Here is a 20,018-nt window from a genome sequence, read left to right as displayed (position 1 = left end):
GGTCGTACTCGATGGGGGTGTCATGGACTAGAATCCACGGAACACTGGACTGGAGTAAGTACCAATGGCACGAGAATTGGACCGTTTTTCTCGCGGGGGCGACCTGGTCGCCGTGCTCGGTGACTGGACTGCCGGCGAGGGGCCGCTGTACCGCAAGCTCGCGGACGCGGTGGCCAGGGCCGTCGACGAGGGCGCGCTGGCGGCCGGACGGCGCCTGCCGTCGGAACGTGAACTGGCCCGGCTGCTGGCGGTCAGCCGCGCCACCGTGGTTGCCGCGTACGAGGAGCTCGAGGCCCGGGAACTGCTGGAACGGAAGCAGGGCAGCGGGACGCGGATCAGCGACGTGGCCCGCGCCGTCCCTGCCGACGGCCGAGTGAGCGGTGGCAGGGCGGCTGCGACCTTCCAACGGCTCATCGACGGTCCCGGCTCGGTCATCTCGCTCGCCTGCGCCGCCGACGCCGGCGTGCCCGAGGTCGCCGAGGCGCTCGAGGAGGTCGCCCGCTACGACCTGCCCGGCCTGCTCGGCGACCCCGGCTACCAGGTTCGCGGCCTGCCCGCCCTGCGCGAGGCCGTCGCCGACTACTACACCGGCCAGGGACTGCCGACCTCACCGGACGAGGTCATGATCACCAACGGCGCCCACCAGGCGCTCGTGCTGCTGTCGGAGGTCTACCTCCGGGGCGCTGCGACGGTCGCCGTGGAGGCCCCGAGCTGGCAGCCGTGCCTCGATGTGTTCCGCGACGCCGGTGCCGGGGTCGTGCCCGTGCCCCTCGACGACGAGGGCATCGACGAGCGGCGCCTCGCCGCGGTGCTGGCCGAGCACCGGCCCTCGGTGCTGTACGTGATGCCGACCTTCCACAACCCGGCCGGCGTGCTGATGTCCGACCGCAGGCGCCGCCGCGTCGCCGAACTCGCCGCGCGCCACGACGTCGCCGTCATCGAGGACAATGCCTACGCCGGCTGCATCCTGGCCCGCGAGGACGCACCCGAGATCCCCGCCCCGTTGTCGGCGTACCTTCCCGCCGGGGTCGAGTCGGTCGTCGTCGAGTCGTTGAAGGCGGTGTGGGGCGGACTGCGGATCGGCTGGATCCGCGGGCCGCGCGGACTGCTCCAGCGGTGCGCGCGCCGCAAGGCACTCGCCGACCTCGGCGGCCCGCTCATCGAACAGGCCATCGCCGCACGCCTGTTCCCGCGGCTGCCCGAGATCGTCAAGACCGGCTCGGTGGAACGCGCCGAGCGGTGCGACCAGGCCGAGCGGCTGATCACCGAGCACCTGCCGGGGTGGACCTGGCGCACCCCCGACGGGGGTTCCTCGCTGTGGCTCGCCCTGCCCGAGCGGGACGCCGACGTGTTCGCCCAGATCGCACTCCGCCACGGTGTCGAGGTCATCCCCGGTTCGACGATGGACCCGACCGGTGCGCACGACAACTACCTGCGGCTGCCTTTCATGCAGGAACCACAGGTGCTCGACGAACTCGTACGCCGGCTCGCCGACGCGTGGGGCGATCTCGTGCGCCACGGCCCCGGCGAGGAGGAGCCCCGGGCCCGCACCATCGTGTGATCCCGCGCCCGGCAGAACACAGCCCCCGGTTCGCGCGGGGCGAGCGTGGGAACCGGGCGCGGACCGTCGACGTTGCACGGAGGGGCCCTCGGGGCACCCTGCTGCAGGTTCGCGGGCCAGTGCCGTCCGCGGCCCGACATCCGTCCGTCGTTTCGAGGAGCCGCCCGGTGCGCAGAATCGCTGGCCCGATGGGATTCGCGTTCGCCGCGGCCGTCGCCGCCGTCACCGCCGACCTGGCCGCCGCGCTCGGTGGCAGGCCCGGCCCGTACCCCGGGTCGCCACAGTTCCGTGACGGTGCGTTCCGCAATCCCGAACCGCTGCGCTGGGTGCCGCCGGGAAGTGTGCGGGAGGCGGTCGGCGACATGGTCCGTGGTCGACGCAAGCGCCGTCCCTCCGGTCCCGTGCCGCAGTGCCAGACACCGGATGCCGCACCCGGCGACGGTCTACACGTGACGTGGTTCGGCCACGCGTCGACGCTCGTCGAACTCGCCGGCACGCGGGTGCTGATCGATCCGATGTGGAGCGACCGCGCCTCGCCGTCGCGTGTCATCGGTCCGCGTAGGTTGTTCGCCCCGCCGCAGGCGCTCACCGACCTGCCGGACCCGGACGTGGTCCTCGTGTCCCACGACCACTACGACCACCTGGACATGCGCACCGTCCGGCACCTCGCACACCGGAGCGCCGCGGCGTTCGTCGTCCCCCTGGGAGTGGGCACCCACCTGCGCCGGTGGGGCGTGGCGCCCGAGCGGATCACCGAACTCGACTGGCACGACGAGACCCGCCTCGCCGGACTGCGGATCACCGCCACGCCCGGACGGCACTTCTCGGGACGGGCCTTCGCCCGCAACAACACGCTGTGGGCCTCGTGGGTGCTGGCCGGGCAGCGGCACCGGGTGTTCTACAGCGGCGACACCGGCTACTTCGACGGTTTCGCCCGCATCGGTGCCGACCACGGTCCGTTCGACGTGACCCTCATGCAGCTGGGCGCCTACGCGCCGAGCTGGCCGGACGTGCACATGACCCCCGAGGAAGCGGTGGCGGCACACGTCGACGTCGGCGGCGGCCTGCTCGTGCCGGTCCACTGGGGCACGTTCGACCTCGGTCCGCACGGCTGGGCCGATCCCGTCGACCGGGCGCGCAAGGAGGCGGCCGCCCGCGGCGTCGCCCTCACCGTGCCGAAACCGGGGGAGCGGGTCGACGTGGCATCGCCGCCGGAGCTCGACCCGTGGTGGGAGTCCCTCGCCTGACCGCCCGTCGTGGTGCAGAACACGCGGTGGGGTGGGGGTGCGGCACTGCTGCTAGCGTCCGGCTCGTCACAGGTGGTCCAGAGCTCGCGACAGGGGGCGACCGTGGGGGACTCCGAATCCGGCGACGCCGACGCCGGGCGCGGCGGCACGGGTACCGCGCACGACAGGTCGCAGCATCGGACCGAGCCGGGGCGCGGGGACGGCCGCGACGACACCGGCGTCCTGCGGCTGCGGCCGCCCGCGCACCGGGTGCACCGCAAGGCCGTCGCGTGGTGGCGCACGCGCATCCTGCTCGTCGCCGCGGCGGCGGTCGCGGTGCTGGTCGTGCCGGCGGCGCTGCTGCCCGATGCAGCCCGCTTCTGGGTGCTGGTGCCCGCGGCGGTTCTCGCTGTCGCGGGCGTGGCCGCGGCGGTGGGCATGCCGATGTGGTGGTACCGCGTGCACCGCTGGGAGGTCACCGGCGACGCCGTGTACACCCGGACCGGCGCGCTGTGGCAGGAATGGCGCGTCGCGCCGATGTCGCGCATCCAGACGGTCGACAGCGAACGCGGTCCGCTGGAGCAGGTCTTCGGCCTCGCCACCGTCACGGTGACGACCGCATCGGCGAAAGGGGCGCTGACGATCCCCGGCCTGGACCGCGACCTCGCCGCCGACCTCGTGCACGAGCTCACCGAGACCACCCAGGCGACCCCGGGCGACGCGACGTGACCACACCCGACGGCGAACTCGACGGCGAGGGCACCGTGGAGCCGGACGCCGGCTGGCGGCGGCTCGACCCGCGTACCGTCCGGGTCAGCCTGCTCACCGTCGCCGGGATCTGCGTGGCCGCGGGAGTGCCCACCGGGCTAGGAATCGCCTCGTCCTCGCTGTTCTGGGCGCTCGTCACCGTGCTCCCCGCCTCGGCCGCGGCATTGGCCGGCACCGTCGTCGTCGAAGGTGTGCGGCTGCGCCGGACCCGCTACCGCGTGCTCGCCGACCGGGTCGAGCTCACGAAGGGCGTCGCCGTGCGTACTCGCAGGTCGGTCTCCCGTGACCGCATCCGCACCGTCGATCTCACCGCGGGCCCACCGTCCCGATTCCTCGGCATCGTCACCGTGAAGATCGACACCGGGGAGCAGGGTGGGTCCAGCGCGAGCTCGGTGACGCTCTTCGCCGTCTCGCGCGAGGAGGGGGAGCGGCTGCGCGCCGAACTGCTCGATCGCGGGCGCCCGGACTCGGCAGGCACGGCCGACGGCAGAATCGCGACGTTCGACCCCCGGTGGGCGCGGTACGGGCCGCTGTCGGTCCTCACTCCGGCGCTGGGCGCGGCCGCCTACGGCGGCGTGCTGCAGGTCGCCGAATGGTTCGGCCTGCGCCGCGGCGTGATCACCGGGGCGATCGACCTGCTCGGAGGGTTCGGCCTCGTCGGGGGCATCGCGATGGTCGTGGCCGTCGGCCTGGTCATCGGCGTGCTCGGCTCGCTCGCGGTCCTGGTGGAGATGTGGTGGAACTTCCGCCTCGACCGCGAGCCCGGTGGCACGTTGCGGGTCCGCCGGGGACTGCTGACGGCACGGTCGATCTCGATCGAGGAGCAACGCCTGCGCGGGGTCGAACTCGTCGAACCGCTCGGCGTGCGCCTCGCGGGCGGGGCGCGGGTCGACGCCGTCGCCACCGGGCTGCGGTCGCAGAGCGACGAGGACAAGGGCGCACGCAAGACGCTGCTGCCCGCGGCCCCGCACGGTGAGGCGAGCCGGGTCGCCGCGGCCGTGTTGCGGGAGACCGCCGGTCCGGCGTCGACCGTGCTGACGCGACATCCGGTCGCCGCGCGCGGCAGGAGGATTCGCTGGGCGCTGGCCGCCGCGGCCGCACCCGTCGCGGTGGCGGCCGCTTGCGGGTGGGTGTTCTCCTCGGCGCTGTTCGGCCAGTTGGCGTGGATCGGTGCGGTCGTCGGCGTGCCGATCGCCCTCGCGCTCGCCGTCGACGCCTACCGCAACCTCGGCCACGGCCTCAGCGGCGACTACCTCGTGGCCCGCCGCGGCAGCGTGCGCCGCAGCACCGTGGCCCTGCAGCGCCGCGGGGTCATCGGCCTGACCGCCCGGCAGTCGCTCTTCCAGCGCCGCAGGGGACTTCTCACGATCACCGCGACGACGGCGGCGGGCTCCGGTGCCTACTCCGTGCCGGACGTCGACGCGTCCGAGGGGCTCGCGTTCGCCGACGACGCCGTGCCGGGACTGTTCGGCCCGTTGCTCGAACGCGTGTGACCGTCGCCCGACGGGCGTGCCCGGCGTAGCGTGTTGATCATGAGCGCTTCCCGTCACGCCTTCGGCGCCGCGTTCGACGTGCCGACCGGGTACGTCAACACGCCGAGCATCGGCATCCCTTCCGCCGCCGTGGCCGACACGGTCGCGGCGGCCGTCGACCGGTGGCGGACCGGTGCCGACGACCCGCCCGATTTCACGGCCGCCGTCGACACCTCACGCGATGCGTTCGCCCGGCTGGTGGGCGTGCCGGCCGAGCGGGTCGCGGTCGGTGCCACCGTGGCGGGGTTGCTCGCGCCGGTCGCGGCGGGCCTGCCCGACGGTGCGCGCGTCCTGTCCGTGACGGGCGAGTTCACCAGCGTCACGTTCCCGTTCGCCGCACAGGCCCACCGCGGGGTGACCGTCGAGACGGTGCCGGTCGCCGAACTGGCCTCCGCGGTCGACGGGCACGACCTCGTGGTCGTGAGTGTGGTCCAGTCCGCCGACGGAACCGTCGCCGATCTCGACGCACTGCGCGCCGTCACCGCCGATGCCGGGATCGCCGTGGCGCTGGACGTCTCGCAGGCGGCCGGGTGGCTGGCGCTCGACCTCGACTGGGCCGACTGGGTCGTCGGCGCGGGCTACAAGTGGCTGCTGAGCCCGCGTGGTGCGGCGTGGTTGGCGGTGCACCCGCGGGCGCTGGAGCGGGGCCACCCCGTTGGCGCCAACTGGTATGCGGGCGAGGATCCGTGGGACACCGTGTACGGCTTGCCGCTGCGGCTGGCCTCCGGGGCGCGCCGGTTCGACGCCTCACCGGCGTGGCTGCCGTTCGTCGGGGCCGCGGCGGCGCTCGACTACCTGGCCTCGCTCGATCTCGACGCCGTGCACGCGCACTGCGCCGGTCTGGCCGATGCGCTGCTGGACGAGCTCGGCCTGCCGGCCGCGGGCAGCGCGATCGTGGCGGTCGACACCGATGTGGCACCGGAACAGCTCGCCCGCGCGGGGTTGCGCGCCAGCGTGCGGGCGGGTCGGCTCCGCATGGGGTTCCATCTGTACAACACCTGGGAGGACGTCGATCTGGCGGTTGCGGCCCTCCGCTGACACCGGATCCGCTACCGTCACGGGCCGTGCCAGGACAGCAGCCGCAGTTCCCCGGAACGAGTGGACCACAGCCCGGACCGGTGTATGGACATCACGGACCGCAACCGCAGTGGTCCGGTCCGTCGGCAGGTCCCTCCGCCCCGGCAGCGTCGTCGACCCCGGCAGTGCCGTCGACTCCGTCGGCGCCCACTCGCGCGGCACCACCTGCTCCCACCGTGACGGGCGCGCCCGCCGCGGCCACGGCACCACACGCGGCAGGGGTTGCACCGGCCGGCCAGCACGCACCACCCGGTCGGCAGGCGCCACTCGGACAGCCGACACCACCCGGACAGCAGGCGCCGACGGACGGCTCCGGCAGGTCCGGTCCGTCCGGCATGTCGCCGCGGATGCGGACCGCGTTGCGCGGTGGCGCGCTGGTGGCGATCGCGGTGGTCTCCGGACTCGTGTGGTGGCTGATCCGCTACGAGCCGGCGGGCCAGGATCCGACCGCGGCGCCGCAGCAGAATCCGCTGACCAGCGGCGAGTTCGACTACACGCAGGTGGCGGGGCCGGAGATCTCGGCGGGGTGCGCGGCCAACGCCTACGGCGACGTCGTCGGCTGGTTCCGGGAGCACCCGTGTGAACAGGTGCATCGCTCGCTGTACGAGACGCGCGCACAGGACGCCCGCGCCCTGGTGTCGGTCGTGGTCGTGACGATGCCGGGGCAGACCGGCGCCAAGCAGTTGAAGGTCACCACCGACACGGACGGCACGGGCAACGTCAACGACCTGATCCGCGACGGCACCGCGAACCTGCCGGGCGCGCCGAACGTCGCCACCGGTGAGTACGCCTCCCGGGTCGTCGGCAACCGGCTCACGATCGTCGAGACCCAGTTCTTCGCCGACTCGGCAGGCCCGCCGGAGCTGCTGGGCGAGATCGCCCACGACGCGCTGCGGCTGTCAGCCGCGGCCCGGTAACGCGATCGCCGCGGGTGTTCTCCCCGCGTCGAGGCGCCAGCTCGTGCACCGGGTCGCCGATCCGACGAGGGCCTGGGTGGCGACGTCGCGCAATCCGGGATCCTCGGTGCGTTCCAGCACGCCGTGCCAGGCGCCGATCGCGTCCGTCTCGGCGTCGATCACGAGCCGCACCGCCGAATCCTGGTCGGACACCGGGTCCTCACCGCTGTACGCGGGTTCGGCCGCGCGCGGGGTGACGCCGGCGGCGCGCAGCAGCGTCTCGCATGCCAGCCTGCGGTCCCGGTGCGCCTCGCCGCCGCCGGTCAGCCCGTTGTCGTAACTGTCGGGCAGGAACGCCGTCACCGTGGTGTACACCCATTCCGCGGCGTGTTCCCCGGCCAGCGCCTGTTGCAGGGCACCGACGGCCGCCTCGTCGAGCGGACCGGCCGAGACCCGTTGCAGCGGCCCCGGTTGGCCCGCGCCGAACGCCTCGTCGAGCTGTTGTGCGGCGGCGCAGCCCGCGGCCACCGCGCCGACGAGGCCTGCGCGGTATGCGGGCAGCTCGGGCACCAGGCGGGCGGCGTGCGTGCGGGCGTCGCCGAGTCGTTGGCCCAGCTCCGCCGCGCCCGCGACGGTGGCGGGTTGTGCGGACGTCGCCGTCGGCCGTGGCCGGTTGAGCCGGTCGACCTCGCGCCGCAACGCCGTGGCGTGCGCCGAGCGGACGGCCGCGACCTGTTCGGCACCGGATCCGCCGAGTGCACGGGCCGCCTGCGCGTCGGCCTCGGCGGCGTCCAGGAGCGGGAGCAGCGCGTCCGGGCTGTCGTCGTAGTCCGTGCAGCCCGCGACCGTACCCAGGCCCACGGCGGCGGGGACGGCCAGCGCGAGGCCGCGGAGCACGGCCCGGCGATTCGGAGGGGACACCGGTCGGCGGAAGGTCACGAGAAGCCATCCTGCCAGGCGATCCGGTACGGCGGCTCGCGCGGACCCCGCTGGTCGGCGGACGGCGGCGGCGACACGATAAGCTGGACCACCCCTGTCCGGCGGCGCGCGCGGCCGCCGTCGGCCGTACATTCGGACGACCTCGGCACACGGCCGGACAGACCACAGCCGGACACCGACGAACCCCCGACACCCGGAACCACAGCCACAACACCCGTACCGACGACACACATACCGACAAGACCCATACACAACAGCAACTCACGGGAGCATCACGGTGCCCAACGAACTCGCCAGCCGGCTGGAGCCCATCGTGGCCGAGGCCGTCACGGCCGCGGGTTTCGATCTCGACGCGCTCGACGTGCAGCAGGCCGGGCGGCGCAAACTCGTCAAGGTCGTCGTCGACAGCGACGACGGTGTCGGACTGGACGAGGTCGCCGACGTCAGCCGGGTCCTGTCCGAGACGCTCGACCAGCACGAACACCTCATCGCGGGCGCCTACACGCTGGAAGTCACCTCGCCGGGCGTCGACCGGCCCCTGACCACGCAGCGGCACTGGCGCCGCGCGAAGTTCCGCCAGGTGCGGGTGACCCCGACCGAGGGTGCCGAGTTCACCGGCAGGGTGGGCCGGGCCGACGAGACCGCGGTGCGCCTGCTCGTCGACGGCACGATCCGGGACGTGCGCTACGCCGATGTCGCGAAGGCCGTGCTCGAGGTCGAGTTCAAGCAACCGCCCGCAGGCGAGCTGAAGCGCCTGGAACAGGACGCCGGCGAGGCAGCCGAGGGCGACAACGACAACAGCGAGGGTGCCGCGGCGGCAGCACCGGAGGAGGAGCCGAGGTGAACGTCGACATCGCCGCGCTGCGGGCCATCGAGGCGGACAAGGACATTCCGTTCGAAGCGGTACTCGAGGCCATCGAGTCCGCACTGCTCACGGCTTACAAGCACACCGAGGGCCATCAGCCCCGCGCCCGGATCGACATCGACCGCAAGACCGGATACGTGCGGGTGCTGGCCCACACGCTCGACGAGAACGGCGAGATCGCCGAGGAGTGGGACGACACGCCCGAGGGCTTCGGGCGGATCGCCGCGACGACCGCGCGCCAGGTCATCCTGCAGCGGCTGCGCGACGCCGAGCAGGAGAAGACCTACGGCGAGTTCTCCGCGAAGGAGGGCGAGATCGTCGCGGGCGTGATCCAGCGGGACGCGCGCGCCAACGCCCGGGGCATGGTTGTGGTCGACATCGGCGGCGACACCGAAGGCGTCCTCCCGGCCGCCGAGCAGGTGCCGGGGGAGAACTATCCGCACGGCGGCCGGGTCAAGGCGTACGTGTGGCAGGTCGCCCGCAGTGCCCGCGGTCCGCAGATCACCCTCTCGCGCACGCACCCGAACCTGGTGCGCAAGCTGTTCGCACTGGAGGTGCCGGAGATCGCCGACGGCACGGTGGAGATCACGGCCGTGGCCAGGGAGCCGGGCCACCGGTCCAAGATCTCCGTGCGGTCCACGGTTCCCGGCGTGAACGCCAAGGGTGCCTGCATCGGGCCGGTCGGCGCGCGGGTGCGCAACGTCATGAGCGAGCTCGGTGGTGAGAAGATCGACATCATCGACTACTCGGACGATCCGGCGCAGTTCGTGGGGAACGCGCTCTCGCCCGCGAAGGCAGTGTCCGTCACCGTCGTGGACGAGCGGACCAAGACCGCACGGGTGGTCGTGCCGGATTTCCAGCTGTCGCTGGCGATCGGCAAGGAAGGCCAGAACGCCCGGCTCGCGGCGCGGCTGACCGGCTGGCGGATCGACATCCGCAGCGACGCCGCACCCGATGCCGGACCCCAGCAGGAGGCATCTCCTGACCCCCAGCCGGAGGACTCACCGCACACTGCGGTAACCGGTTCCACCGAGTGACAGGTCACGGGCTAAACTGGGAAGCGGTGCAACGCCCGACGTCGATGACCGGCCCGATGCGTACGTGCGTCGGTTGCCGTCGACGGGCGTGTAGCGACGAGTTGTTGCGGTTGGTCGTGGCAGGCGGCGAGCTCGTCGCCGACGAACGGCGACGGCTCCCCGGACGTGGTGCCTGGGTGCATCACGACCCGGCGTGCCTGGCCAAGGCCGAACGGAAACGAGCGTTTCCCCGTGCGCTGCGCGTGTCCGGTCCGCTGGACACGTCCGGCGTGCGGAGCGTCGTGGAACGGCTCGCCACCGGAGAATGAGAGCCCGGGAACTCCCCGGGCTCTGGTCGGAAACAAGGAAGCAGGTCGACCCGTCATGAGTCAGCCGTGAAGCTGAAGCCATGAACGCGCGACGATAAGACGAGGTCAGCGGGTACTCTGCCTGCCTGGCCTCAGTTGAGGAGAGCAGTGGCAGGCAAGGCCCGCGTGCACGAGCTCGCGAAAGAGCTCGGTGTCACGAGCAAAGAAGTACTCGCCAAGCTCAAGGAGCAGGGCGAGTTCGTGAAGTCCGCGTCGTCCACCGTGGAGGCACCGGTCGCCCGGCGTCTCCGCGATGCCTACGGCGGCGCCGGAGACAAGAGCGGCGGCAAGGGCGGCGGCAAGTCCGCGGCGAAGCCCGCCGCCAACAGTGGTGCGCCCGAATCGCAGGCGCAGGCATCGGAGGCACAGCCCGCCGCGTCGGCGCAGTCCGCGCCGCAGCAGGCGGACAAGCAGGAGGCCGCGAAGTCGGCCGCGCCGAAGCCCGGTCCCAAGCCGGGACCGAAGCCCGGCCCGAAGCCGGCCCAGCCTGCGCAGCCGGCACAGCCCGCCGAGCCGGCCGAGCAGGTGCCGGCCGCGAAGGCGACCCCAGAGAAGGAAGCGCCCAAGCAGGACGACGCCGGTGGCTCCGTGGTGCCACCGAAGCCGCAGGGCCCCAAGCCCGGGCCGAAGCCGGGTCCGAAGCAGCCGCGGGTCGGCAACAACCCGTTCGGCGTCGGTGCCGGTTCGCCCACGCCGAGGCCGGCCCCGCCGCGTCCCGGCGGCGGCCAGCAAGGCGGCGGCCAGGGCGGCCAGAAGCAGGGCGGCCAGGGTGGCCAGAAGCAGGGTGGCCAGCAGCAAGGTGGCCAGCAGCAGGGCGGTCAGCAGCAGGGCGGCGGTAACCGGCCGAGCCCCGGCAACATGCCGCCCCGCCCCAACCCGGGCATGATGCCGTCGCGCCCCGCTCGCCCGAGCGGGCCCGGCGGTGGCCGCGGCGGTCCCGGTGGCGGCCGTGGTGGACCCGGTGGCGGCCGTGGTGGACCCGGCGGTGGTCGTGGTGGACCCGGCGGCGGTCGCGGTGGACCCGGTGGTCCTCCCGCCGGCGGCGGCGGTCCCGGTGGCGGCCGTGGCGGTCCCGGTGGTCCCCCCGGCGGCGGCGGTTTCCGTGGTCGCGGCGGCGGTGGTGGCCGCGGCGGCACGGCCGGTGCCTTCGGGCGTCCCGGTGGTCCCTCGCGCAAGGGCCGCAAGTCGAAGCGGCAGAAGCGCCAGGAGTACATGGAGAACATGCAGGCGCCGTCCGTGGGTGGCGTGCGTCTGCCGAAGGGCAGCGGCGAGACGATCCGTCTGCCCCGCGGTGCTTCGCTGACCGACTTCGCCGAGAAGATCGACGCCAACCCGGCGTCGCTGGTCCAGGTGCTGTTCCACCTCGGCGAGATGGTCACCGCGACGCAGTCGGTCTCCGAGGACGTGCTCGAGCTGCTCGGCACGGAGATGAACTACAACGTCCAGGTCGTCAGCCCGGAGGAAGAGGACCGCGAGCTCCTCGAGGCCTTCGACATCACCTACGGCGAGGACGCGGGCACCGACGAGGACCTGCAGGTGCGGCCCCCGGTCGTGACCGTGATGGGTCACGTCGACCACGGTAAGACCCGCCTGCTGGACACCGTCCGGAAGACGCGGGTTGCCGAGGGTGAGGCTGGCGGCATCACCCAGCACATCGGTGCCTACCAGGTCGAGACCGAGCTCGAAGGCGACGAGCGGACCATCACGTTCATCGACACCCCGGGTCACGAGGCGTTCACCGCCATGCGTGCCCGCGGTGCGCAGGCGACGGACATCGCGGTGATCGTGGTCGCGGCCGACGACGGCGTGATGCCGCAGACGATCGAGGCGATCAACCACGCGCAGGCGGCCAAGTCGCCGATCGTGGTCGCGGTCAACAAGATCGACAAGGAAGGCGCCAACCCGCAGAAGATCCGCCAGCAGCTCACCGAGTACGGGCTGGTGGCCGAGGAGTTCGGCGGCGACACGATGTTCGTCGACATCTCCGCGCGGGAGGACGTCAACATCGACGGGCTGCTCGAGGCGATCCTGCTGACCGCGGACGCGGCGCTGGACCTGCGGGCCAACCCGGAGATGGAGGCGCAGGGCGTCGCGATCGAGGCGCACCTCGACCGCGGCCGCGGTCCCGTGGCGACCGTGCTGGTGCAGCGCGGCACGCTCCGGGTCGGCGACTCCGTCGTGGCGGGCGATGCCTACGGGCGCGTGCGCCGCATGGTCGACGAGCACAACCGGGACGTCACCGCGGCCGACCCGTCGCGTCCGGTGCAGGTCATCGGCTTCACGTCGGTGCCGCGTGCCGGTGACACGTTCCTGGTCGTGGAGGAGGACCGGGTGGCACGGCAGATCGCCGAGCGCCGCCAGGCCCGCATCCGCAACGCCGAGAACGCGGCCAAGCGCAAGCGCGTCAGCCTCGAGGACCTGGACTCCGCGCTGAAGGAGACCAACAGCCTCAACCTGATCATCAAGGGCGACAACTCGGGCACCGTCGAGGCGCTCGAGAGCTCGCTAAACCAGATCGACGTGGGCGAGGAGGTCGAGCTCAGCATCGTGCACCGCGGTGTCGGTGGCGTGACCGAGAGCGACATCGACCTGGCGACGGCGTCCGACGCCGTGGTGATCGGGTTCAACGTGCGGGCGCAGGGCAAGGCGACCGAGCGGGCGAGCCGTGAGGGCGTCGACGTCCGGTACTACACGGTGATCTACCAGGCGATCGAGGAGATCGAGCAGGCTCTGAAGGGCATGCTCAAGCCGGAGTACGAAGAGGTCGAGCTCGGCAAGGCGGAGGTGCGCGAGGTCTTCAAGTCCTCGAAGTTCGGCACCATCGCCGGTTGCCTCGTCACCTCGGGGCTCATCCGGCGCAACGCCAAGGCGCGGGTGCTGCGCGACGGGGTCGTGGTCAGGGAGGAGCTGCCGGTGGCATCGCTGCGGCGGTTCAAGGACGACGCGACCGAGGTCCGCGACGGCTACGAATGCGGTATGACTCTCGGCAAGTTCTCCGACCTCAAGGTCGGCGACATCGTCGAGACGTACGAGCAGCGCGAGAAGCCGCGCGTGTAAGACGGACACGGCCGGTGGGGCGGGGCAGGTTCCCGCCCCACCGGCGTGATCCGTTCCGATGCGCGTACCGGCGCGGTGTGACAGGACGGTGCGACGGTGTTCGTGGGGTCGCTGGAGCTGGACGTGCTCCTCGGGGACGTGCGTTCACTGAAGCAGAAGCGTTCCGTGGTGCGGCCGATCGTGGCCGAGTTGCGCAGGCGCTTCGACGTCGCTGTCGCCGAGGCCGGACAGCGCGAGCTCTACCGCCGCGTCACCATCGGTGTTGCGGCGGTCGCGGCCGATGGCGCACACGTGCGCGACGTGCTGGATGCCTGCGAACGGTTCGTGGCCGAACGCCCCGAGGTCGAGCTGCTCTCGGCCGGCAGGCGGGTGTACGGCGCGGACGACGAATAGCGGCCGTGTCGCCGACGCCGGGCGAGACGGCCGGAACATCAGGGTGGTACGCCGGATCCGTGAGGTGCCGGCGATCGGACGAGTGAGGGGATGGCCGTGGCTGACAAGGCTCGGGCACGCAGGCTGGCGAAGCGGATCGCGCAGATCGTCGCGTCCGCGATCGAACACGAGATCAAAGACCCGCGGCTGGGCAACGTGACGATCACCGACGCCCGGGTCACCGGTGACCTGCGGGACGCCACCGTGTACTACACCGTGCTCGGCGAAACCCTCGACGCGGCACCGGATTTCGCCGGTGCCGCCGCCGCACTGGAGTCCGCCCGTGGGGTGCTGCGGACGAAGGTGGGGCAGGGCACGGGCGTGCGGTACACGCCCACGCTGACGTTCGTCGCGGACAACATCCCGTCCGAGGCGCGCAACATCGACGAACTCCTCGCCAAGGCGCGAGAGGCCGATGCCGAGGTCGCCCGCCAAGCCACCGCGGCGCAGCCCGCGGGGGAGCCCGACCCGTACAAGCCGGCCAAGTCCGACGAGGACGACCAGTAGTCCCACCCGGCCGCTACCGGTCGGCGAGGATCATCGCGGTCCGCGTGCGATGTCGCCGAGCGTGGGGGCGCGGGCCACGGTCCCGTCGTGGCAGATCCCGCGGCGCGGTGTCTGAGCCTGTGGCGCAGTGGCAGATCCCGCGGCGCGGTGCCAGACCCCGCAGCGCGACCGAGGCCCATTCGGAGCAGGGCCGATTCGGAGCAGGGCCGATTCGGATCGAGAGGTCCGCCGTTCGTCGTCAGCCGTCCTTCGTCGCGACGAGGATGTCGCGCACGATGGCCTGGTCCACGCGGTGGCCCAGGGTGTCGTAGGGGTCGCCGTCGCGGACGGTCAGGCCGGCGCCGGTGAGGATGCGGGCGAGTTCGTCGCGTGGCACCACGTGGGTGTTCCACGACAGGCCCAGAGCGCCGCCGCGCCGCAGCACCCTGGCCCACCCCGGAACGGCCGCGGCCAGCAGATCGCGCGGGCTGCGTGCCGGCACTCGATCCGGTGTGCGGCTGCCGTGCTGCACGCCGTAGGGCGCGTCGGTGACAACGAGGTCGACCGAACCGGGGCGCAGCAGTTCGTCGGTGTGCAGCGTGTCGCAGTTGAGGTAGCCGAGGGTGCGGGTCTCGCCCGCCTTGTACTGCTCCTTCGACGCGGCGTACTCGATGTCCAGCCTGCGCCCCAGCCGCGCCTTGTGGTGGCGCAGCATCCCGGCCTCGGCCTTGTGCTTGACCCGCTTGGTGCGCAGCCACGTCTTGATGAACTGCTGGTAGGCCTCGAAATCCTTGCCGTCGAGTTCCAGCCCGGTGGCGTCGAACCCGTACATCATGGCCTGGTTGAGCGTCGTTCCCCTGCCGCACAACGGATCCAGCAGCCGCAGACCACCCTCGACCATCGCCCGCGGGCGGTCGGAGGCGAGCACGGTGAGGTTCAGCAGCAGCTTGGTGAACAGCTCGTTGGTCTTGCCGCTGTACTTCTGGATGGTGAGCAGGTCCGAGTCGAACACGTCGGCCGGTGACAGGGGCAGTGGCCGGAGCAGCTCGCCGGTGATCTCGAACAGCACGTACGCCGACGACAGGTTCGACAGCAACGCGATGTCGTCGGCGGTCAGTGGCTCGGGCGTGCTGAACGTGACGTAGGACGCGCCGCCGATCGTGCGCGTGCCCGGCTCCCGCACCTCGGTGGACAGCACGGCCTCGCCGAATGCGGTCAGCTCGGCCTGCAGCAGTCGGGGCGAGGTGTCGGTGTAGACCCGGTTGGCCGACGGCAGGATCAGAATCGCGTACTCGGACATCGGCGTAAGAGTAGGCGAGCCCCGCTCGCGCCGGCCGTGTGGGCGCGGGGCGAGCGGGGCGGCACCGAGCTGACGTCACCGTGCGGACGTCAGCGGACCGGCGGTCCGTAGACGGTGCGGTAGGGCACGAACCGCTGGAACCCGACAGCGTCGAGTCCCGGTGTGCGCTCCACGAGCTGGGGCACATCGTCGTCGGCCTGGAGGCGCTCCGCCACGACGCGCTCGTGCGCCTCCACGGTGGCGAACTCCGCCCAGTTGAGCATCCGGCTGCCGTCGACGGCGATGTGGAAGTGGTTGCCCGCCATGCCCTCCGGAGCCGGTTCGCCGTTGGTCACCGGATGCCGGCCGATCAACTCGTCGACGAACCGCTCGCCGGTGGCGGCGGTGTCGGTGCGGAACGACACGAGCACGACGACGCCGGGCTCGAACGGCTGCTCGGGGACTGCCTCGCGGTAGAGCCGGTAGCCAGCCGCGTCGAGGCGCTCGATGCCGGGGACGTCCGCGTCGATGGTGTCGTTGCGTGCGGTCCGGCCTGCCCGCCGGAACTGCTCGAGTGACTCCTCATCCGTCCACTGCGAGTAGTGCACCAGGGTGTGGCCGTCGGTGCCGAGCAGCACGCTGTGCGCCAGCAGGCCCGCGGGCCACGGGCGGTCGCGCCAGTCGTCGACGGCGGCGGCCGCGGCCGCGCGCTGGGAGCCGGTGTCGGCGACCCGCCAGGTGCTGACGAGCACGTAGCCGGCGTCGGCGCGCGAGACCGGCGGCAGCAGGCCGGCCAGATCCCGGGTGTGTGCCTCGACCCAGTCGCGATACGTGTGTGCCGGCCTGCCGGTGACGCGGGCGACGGTGTCGGTGTGGGCGGGGTCGCGGTCGGTGAAGTCGTCGACCATCCCGGCGATCACCTCGTCCGGCGTGTCCGGCCCGAGCAGCGAGCGGGCCCATTCCTCGGCGGGTTGTTCCTTCCAGGCGATGTGCCTGCCGGTGACCTCGCCGATGATCTCCAGCTGCCGTGCCGGGGTGACGAGTTCGGGTCCGGTGAGCTCGTAGCGTGCCCCGTCGTGGCCGTCCTCGGTCAGGGCCCGCACGGCGACGGCCGCGATGTCCCGTTCGTCGACCGGAGCGGTGGGCACCTCGGGCTGTACCAGGGCGACGCGCTGCCGGGAACGGATCGCCGGCGCCCATTCCAGCGTGTTGGCCGCGAACCCGTAGGGCCGCAGGAACGTCCACGACACCCCCGTGGCGCGGATCGCCTCCTCGAGGACGGCGTGCGCATGGGCGATCGGCCCCGGCTGCTCGCCGGTGGGGACGTCGTCGCGCACCGCGCCGGAGGACAGCAGCACCACGTGCCGGACGTGATCGCCGACGACGCGCACGCTCTCGGTGAGGGCGTCGAGGTCGAAGTCCGGCAGCATGAACAGCACGGCCGACACACCGTCGAGGTGCCGTGCCAGGCCGGCGGGGTCGAGTTGGCTGCCCGCCACCACTTCGGCGTCGTCCGGCAGATCCGCCGTCTCCGGGTTGCGCGTCAGCGCCCGCACGGGCACCCCTGCCTCCACTAGTCCCGCGACGACGTGGCGTCCCACCTGTCCCGTCGCCCCTGTCACCAGCACTGTTTCGTTCGTCTCGTCCATGTCCGAGACGCTAGGCGGGCTGTGACGATCACGGCATCTGTCACATGACCGGGTTGTCGGTGGGCCCGTTTACGCTCGGTGCGTGGTCGAGGTGATGGAGGAACGTGCCCCGGCGCGTACGGTGTTCGGCCTGGCCGTTCCCGCGCTCGGCGTGCTGGCGGCGGAACCGCTGTACGTGCTCGTGGACACCGCGGTGGTCGGGCATCTGGGGGCACTGCCGCTGGCGGGGCTCGCGCTGGGCGGCACGCTGCTGGCGCTGGTGTCGACCCAGCTCACGTTCCTGTCCTACGGCACGACCTCGCGGACGGCGCGGCTGCACGGCGCGGGCAGGCGCGGCGAAGCCGTCGAGGAGGGTGTGCAGGCCACGTGGCTGGCGCTCGCCGTGGGCCTGGTCATCCTCGGGCTCGGCCAGCTGCTGGCCGAGCCCGTGGCGAGCATGCTCTCCGGCGACGAGGCGATCACCGACGCGACGGTGTCGTGGTTGCGGATCGCGCTGTGCGGCACGCCGATGATCCTCGTGACGATGGCGGGCAACGGGTGGATGCGCGGGGTGCAGGACGCGGTGCGTCCGCTGCGGTACGTGCTGGCCGGCAACGGCCTGTCGGCGGTGTTGTGCCCGGTCTTCGTGTATCCGTTCGGGTGGGGGCTGGAAGGGTCGGCGATCGCCAACGTCGTCGCGCAGACCGTGGCGGGCGGGCTCTTCCTGCGCGCGCTGGCGAAGGAACGCGCCCGGCTGCGCCCGCACCCGGGCGTGATGTGGGCCCAGCTGATCCTCGGCCGCGACCTGGTGCTGCGCAGTCTCGGCTTCCAGGCATGCTTCCTGTCGGCGACCGCGGTCGCCGCACGAACCTCGACCGAGGCGGTCGGTGCCCATCAGGTCGTGTGGCAGCTGTGGACGTTCCTGTCGCTCGTGCTCGACTCCGTGGCGATCGCCGCCCAGTCCCTGATCGGCGCCGCGCTGGGCGCCGAGTCGAGGCGGCGTGCCCGGGGGATCGCCACGCAGATCGTCCGGTACGGCCTCATCCTCGGCTGCGGCCTCGGCGTCGTGTTCGCGGCCGTGTCGCAGGTGTTGCCGCTGGCGTTCACCAGCGACGCCGGTGTGCTCGGCGAGATCCCGCATGCCTGGTGGTTCTTCGTGGCGCTCCAGCCCGTCGCCGGTGTGGTGTTCGCGCTCGACGGCGTGCTGCTCGGCGCGGGCGACGCCGCCTACCTGCGCAACGCCACGCTCGGCAGCGCGCTGCTGGGATTCCTGCCGCTGATCTGGGCCTCGCTCGGCTTCGGCTGGGGACTGGCCGGCATCTGGACGGGACTGACGGTGTTCATGGTGCTGCGCCTGGGATTCGTCGTGGTGCGTTGGCGTGGTGGCCGGTGGGCGGTGACCGGCGCGGTCCGGACCTGACACCGCCACAGGGCCGGCGCCCGCCCTGTGGGCAACTCCACTGCGGTCACGGGGCCGGTGCGGGTGCCGACCGGGCAGCCGATGCACTAGAACGTATGGGGACGGCCGCTGCGTCTGTCCACCCATTCGATGCGACGAGGAGGACAGGTGCCGTCGAGTAGACCGCTGAACGCCTCCGCGCCCGGTCGGGCGTGGCTGATCTGGGGCGCCGGCGCGTTCGTCTACCTGCTCGCGCTGTTCCACCGGGCCTCCTTCGGTGTCGCCGGGCTCGACGCGGCCGAACGGTTCGGTGTCGGTGCGGCGGGGCTGGGCACCTTCACGGTGCTGCAGGTCGGTGTCTACGCCGCGATGCAGATCCCGACCGGACTGCTCGTCGACCGGTACGGCCCGCGGGCCGTGCTGACCGCCGCCGCGCTGATGCTCGGGTCCGGGCAGGTGCTGCTCGCACTCGTCGACACCTACGCGCTGGGCCTGCTCGCCCGCGGCGTCCTGGGCGTCGGCGACGCGCTCGCCTTCGTGTCGGTGCTGCGGCTCGCGGCCAACCACTTCCCGGGGCGCCAGTACGTCCTCGTCACGACGCTCACCGGTTCGCTCGGGTTCGTCGGCAACCTCGCCGCGACCCTGCCGTTGGCGCTGCTGCTGTCCGGCCCCGGCTGGACCCCGACGTTCCTCGTCGCCGGCCTGGTCACGCTGGGGTACGTGGTCGTGGTGCTGGCCGCGGTGCGCGACACCCCGGAGCGGCGCACGGCCTCGGCCGAGGCCAAGTCCCTCGCGGAGGTCGGCGGTGACCTGCGGGCCGCGTGGCGGGTTCCGGGGACGCGGCTCGGGTTCTGGACGCATTTCTCGATGCCGTTCAGCCTCAACGTGATGACCCTGCTGTGGGGCGTGCCCTACATGGTCGAAGAGCTCGGCTACTCGGAGACGAGCGCGAGCTCGCTGCTGATGGTGTTCGTCATCGGCGCGATGCTGTCCAACCCGCTCGCGGGCGGGTTCTTCAGCCGCAGGCCGGACCTGCGCATGCCGACGGTGCTCGGCTACGGCGCACTGCTCACGCTGACCTGGGCGGTGCTGCTCGCGTGGCCGGGCCAGGTGCCGATCGCGGTGCTGGTGGTGGCGTTCGTCCTCATGTCGCTCGGGGCGCCGGTCTCGTCGGTCGGGTTCGCCCTGGTGCGCGACTACAACCCGCTGCCGCGTGTCGGCACGGCCACGGGCGCGGTCAACGTGGGCGGGTTCTGCGCCACGACCGCCGCCTCGCTGCTCGTCGGCGTGCTGCTGGAACTGACCGGCGGCGCCTATCGGATCGCCCTGCTGGCGATCGTGGCCGTGCTCGTGTTCGGCACGTCGCGGGTCGTCGTGTGGTTCCGGCGGGCGCGGGCGGCGGTGCTGGCCGCCCAGGAGCGCGGCGAGGACGTGCCCGTGCCGGTCACCCGCACCCGTTGGGACCTGGCCTCGGTGGCCTAGTCGGCGC

General features: G+C 72.5%; 17 protein-coding genes. 14 read left to right on the top strand and 3 right to left on the bottom strand.

From position 1 onward, the window contains the following. The first annotated feature begins 64 nt into the window (after positions 1 to 64). The 6 genes from FB384_RS19980 to FB384_RS19955 all read left to right on the top strand — a co-directional run bounded on the left by FB384_RS19980 (position 65) and on the right by FB384_RS19955 (position 7,081). The gene (locus FB384_RS19980; RefSeq protein ID WP_183786286.1) at positions 65 to 1,561 is read left to right on the top strand and encodes an aminotransferase-like domain-containing protein; all 1,497 of its coding nucleotides are present in this window, start codon (positions 65 to 67) and stop codon (positions 1,559 to 1,561) included. Positions 1,562 to 1,728: 167 nt separating this feature from the next. After that, complete coding sequence (locus FB384_RS19975; RefSeq protein WP_323985338.1) at positions 1,729 to 2,808, top strand: MBL fold metallo-hydrolase; 1,080 nt, start codon at positions 1,729 to 1,731, stop codon at positions 2,806 to 2,808. A 222-nt stretch (positions 2,809 to 3,030) separates the two neighbouring features. Further along, positions 3,031 to 3,516: a PH domain-containing protein gene (locus FB384_RS19970; protein WP_183786425.1), complete on the top strand. Its 486-nt coding sequence runs from the start codon at positions 3,031 to 3,033 to the stop codon at positions 3,514 to 3,516. Next, complete coding sequence (locus tag FB384_RS19965; RefSeq protein WP_323985336.1) at positions 3,513 to 5,048, top strand: PH domain-containing protein; 1,536 nt, start codon at positions 3,513 to 3,515, stop codon at positions 5,046 to 5,048. The genes FB384_RS19970 and FB384_RS19965 overlap by 4 nt, the downstream gene beginning before the upstream one ends. 39 nt (positions 5,049 to 5,087) lie before the next feature. Next, on the top strand, positions 5,088 to 6,125 hold the full coding sequence (locus FB384_RS19960; protein ID WP_183786285.1) for an aminotransferase class V-fold PLP-dependent enzyme: 1,038 nt from the start codon (positions 5,088 to 5,090) through the stop codon (positions 6,123 to 6,125). Between the two features lie 386 nt (positions 6,126 to 6,511). Then, positions 6,512 to 7,081, top strand: a complete 570-nt coding sequence (locus tag FB384_RS19955) for a hypothetical protein (protein WP_183786284.1) — start codon at positions 6,512 to 6,514, stop codon at positions 7,079 to 7,081. On the opposite strand, the gene FB384_RS19950 is transcribed toward FB384_RS19955, so the two are convergent. Continuing rightward, positions 7,064 to 7,999 (bottom strand): ferritin-like domain-containing protein, encoded by a 936-nt coding sequence (locus tag FB384_RS19950; RefSeq protein ID WP_258935952.1) that lies wholly within the window; start codon positions 7,997 to 7,999, stop codon positions 7,064 to 7,066. The two genes, FB384_RS19955 and FB384_RS19950, sit on opposite strands and share 18 nt — an antisense overlap. Positions 8,000 to 8,276: 277 nt before the next feature. Here FB384_RS19950 and rimP point away from each other — a divergent pair, with 277 nt between their 5' ends. The 6 genes from rimP (at position 8,277) to rbfA (ending at position 14,244) form a co-directional block, all read left to right on the top strand. Further along, complete coding sequence (rimP, locus tag FB384_RS19945) at positions 8,277 to 8,843, top strand: ribosome maturation factor RimP (protein WP_183786282.1); 567 nt, start codon at positions 8,277 to 8,279, stop codon at positions 8,841 to 8,843. Then, entirely contained in the window at positions 8,840 to 9,901 is a 1,062-nt protein-coding gene (gene nusA / locus FB384_RS19940; RefSeq protein ID WP_183786281.1) for a transcription termination factor NusA, read from the top strand. Before rimP ends, nusA begins: the two co-directional genes overlap by 4 nt. Before the next feature lie 104 nt (positions 9,902 to 10,005). Beyond that, the gene (locus tag FB384_RS19935) at positions 10,006 to 10,209 is read left to right on the top strand and encodes a YlxR family protein (protein WP_372497677.1); all 204 of its coding nucleotides are present in this window, start codon (positions 10,006 to 10,008) and stop codon (positions 10,207 to 10,209) included. Positions 10,210 to 10,356: 147 nt separating this feature from the next. After that, positions 10,357 to 13,305, top strand: a complete 2,949-nt coding sequence (gene infB, locus FB384_RS19930; protein ID WP_183786280.1) for a translation initiation factor IF-2 — start codon at positions 10,357 to 10,359, stop codon at positions 13,303 to 13,305. A 96-nt stretch (positions 13,306 to 13,401) separates the two neighbouring features. Beyond that, positions 13,402 to 13,698, top strand: coding sequence for a DUF503 domain-containing protein (locus FB384_RS19925; protein WP_183786278.1), 297 nt, complete (start codon positions 13,402 to 13,404; stop codon positions 13,696 to 13,698). Positions 13,699 to 13,794: 96 nt separating this feature from the next. Then, positions 13,795 to 14,244, top strand: a complete 450-nt coding sequence (gene rbfA / locus FB384_RS19920) for a 30S ribosome-binding factor RbfA (RefSeq protein ID WP_183786276.1) — start codon at positions 13,795 to 13,797, stop codon at positions 14,242 to 14,244. Between the two features lie 238 nt (positions 14,245 to 14,482). On the opposite strand, the gene FB384_RS19915 is transcribed toward rbfA, so the two are convergent. After that, positions 14,483 to 15,523: a TRM11 family SAM-dependent methyltransferase gene (locus FB384_RS19915; protein WP_183786274.1), complete on the bottom strand. Its 1,041-nt coding sequence runs from the start codon at positions 15,521 to 15,523 to the stop codon at positions 14,483 to 14,485. 89 nt (positions 15,524 to 15,612) lie between these two features. After that, positions 15,613 to 17,151: an NAD(P)H-binding protein gene (locus tag FB384_RS19910; protein ID WP_183786272.1), complete on the bottom strand. Its 1,539-nt coding sequence runs from the start codon at positions 17,149 to 17,151 to the stop codon at positions 15,613 to 15,615. Between the two features lie 94 nt (positions 17,152 to 17,245). Here FB384_RS19910 and FB384_RS19905 point away from each other — a divergent pair, with 94 nt between their 5' ends. Then, positions 17,246 to 18,550 carry an MATE family efflux transporter gene (locus FB384_RS19905; RefSeq protein ID WP_183786422.1) on the top strand — a complete coding sequence of 435 codons (1,305 nt, stop codon included), beginning with the start codon at positions 17,246 to 17,248 and terminating at the stop codon, positions 18,548 to 18,550. 129 nt (positions 18,551 to 18,679) lie between these two features. After that, complete coding sequence (locus FB384_RS19900) at positions 18,680 to 20,011, top strand: MFS transporter (RefSeq protein ID WP_183786270.1); 1,332 nt, start codon at positions 18,680 to 18,682, stop codon at positions 20,009 to 20,011. The last annotated feature ends 7 nt before the right edge of the window (positions 20,012 to 20,018 follow it).

Origin of the sequence: Prauserella sediminis (assembly GCF_014195435.1) — a bacterium.
GTDB classification, from domain to species: domain Bacteria; phylum Actinomycetota; class Actinomycetes; order Mycobacteriales; family Pseudonocardiaceae; genus Prauserella; species Prauserella salsuginis.
The sequence above is the reverse complement of the archived record's forward strand: the minus strand, read 5'-3'. Positions and strand labels throughout refer to the sequence as shown.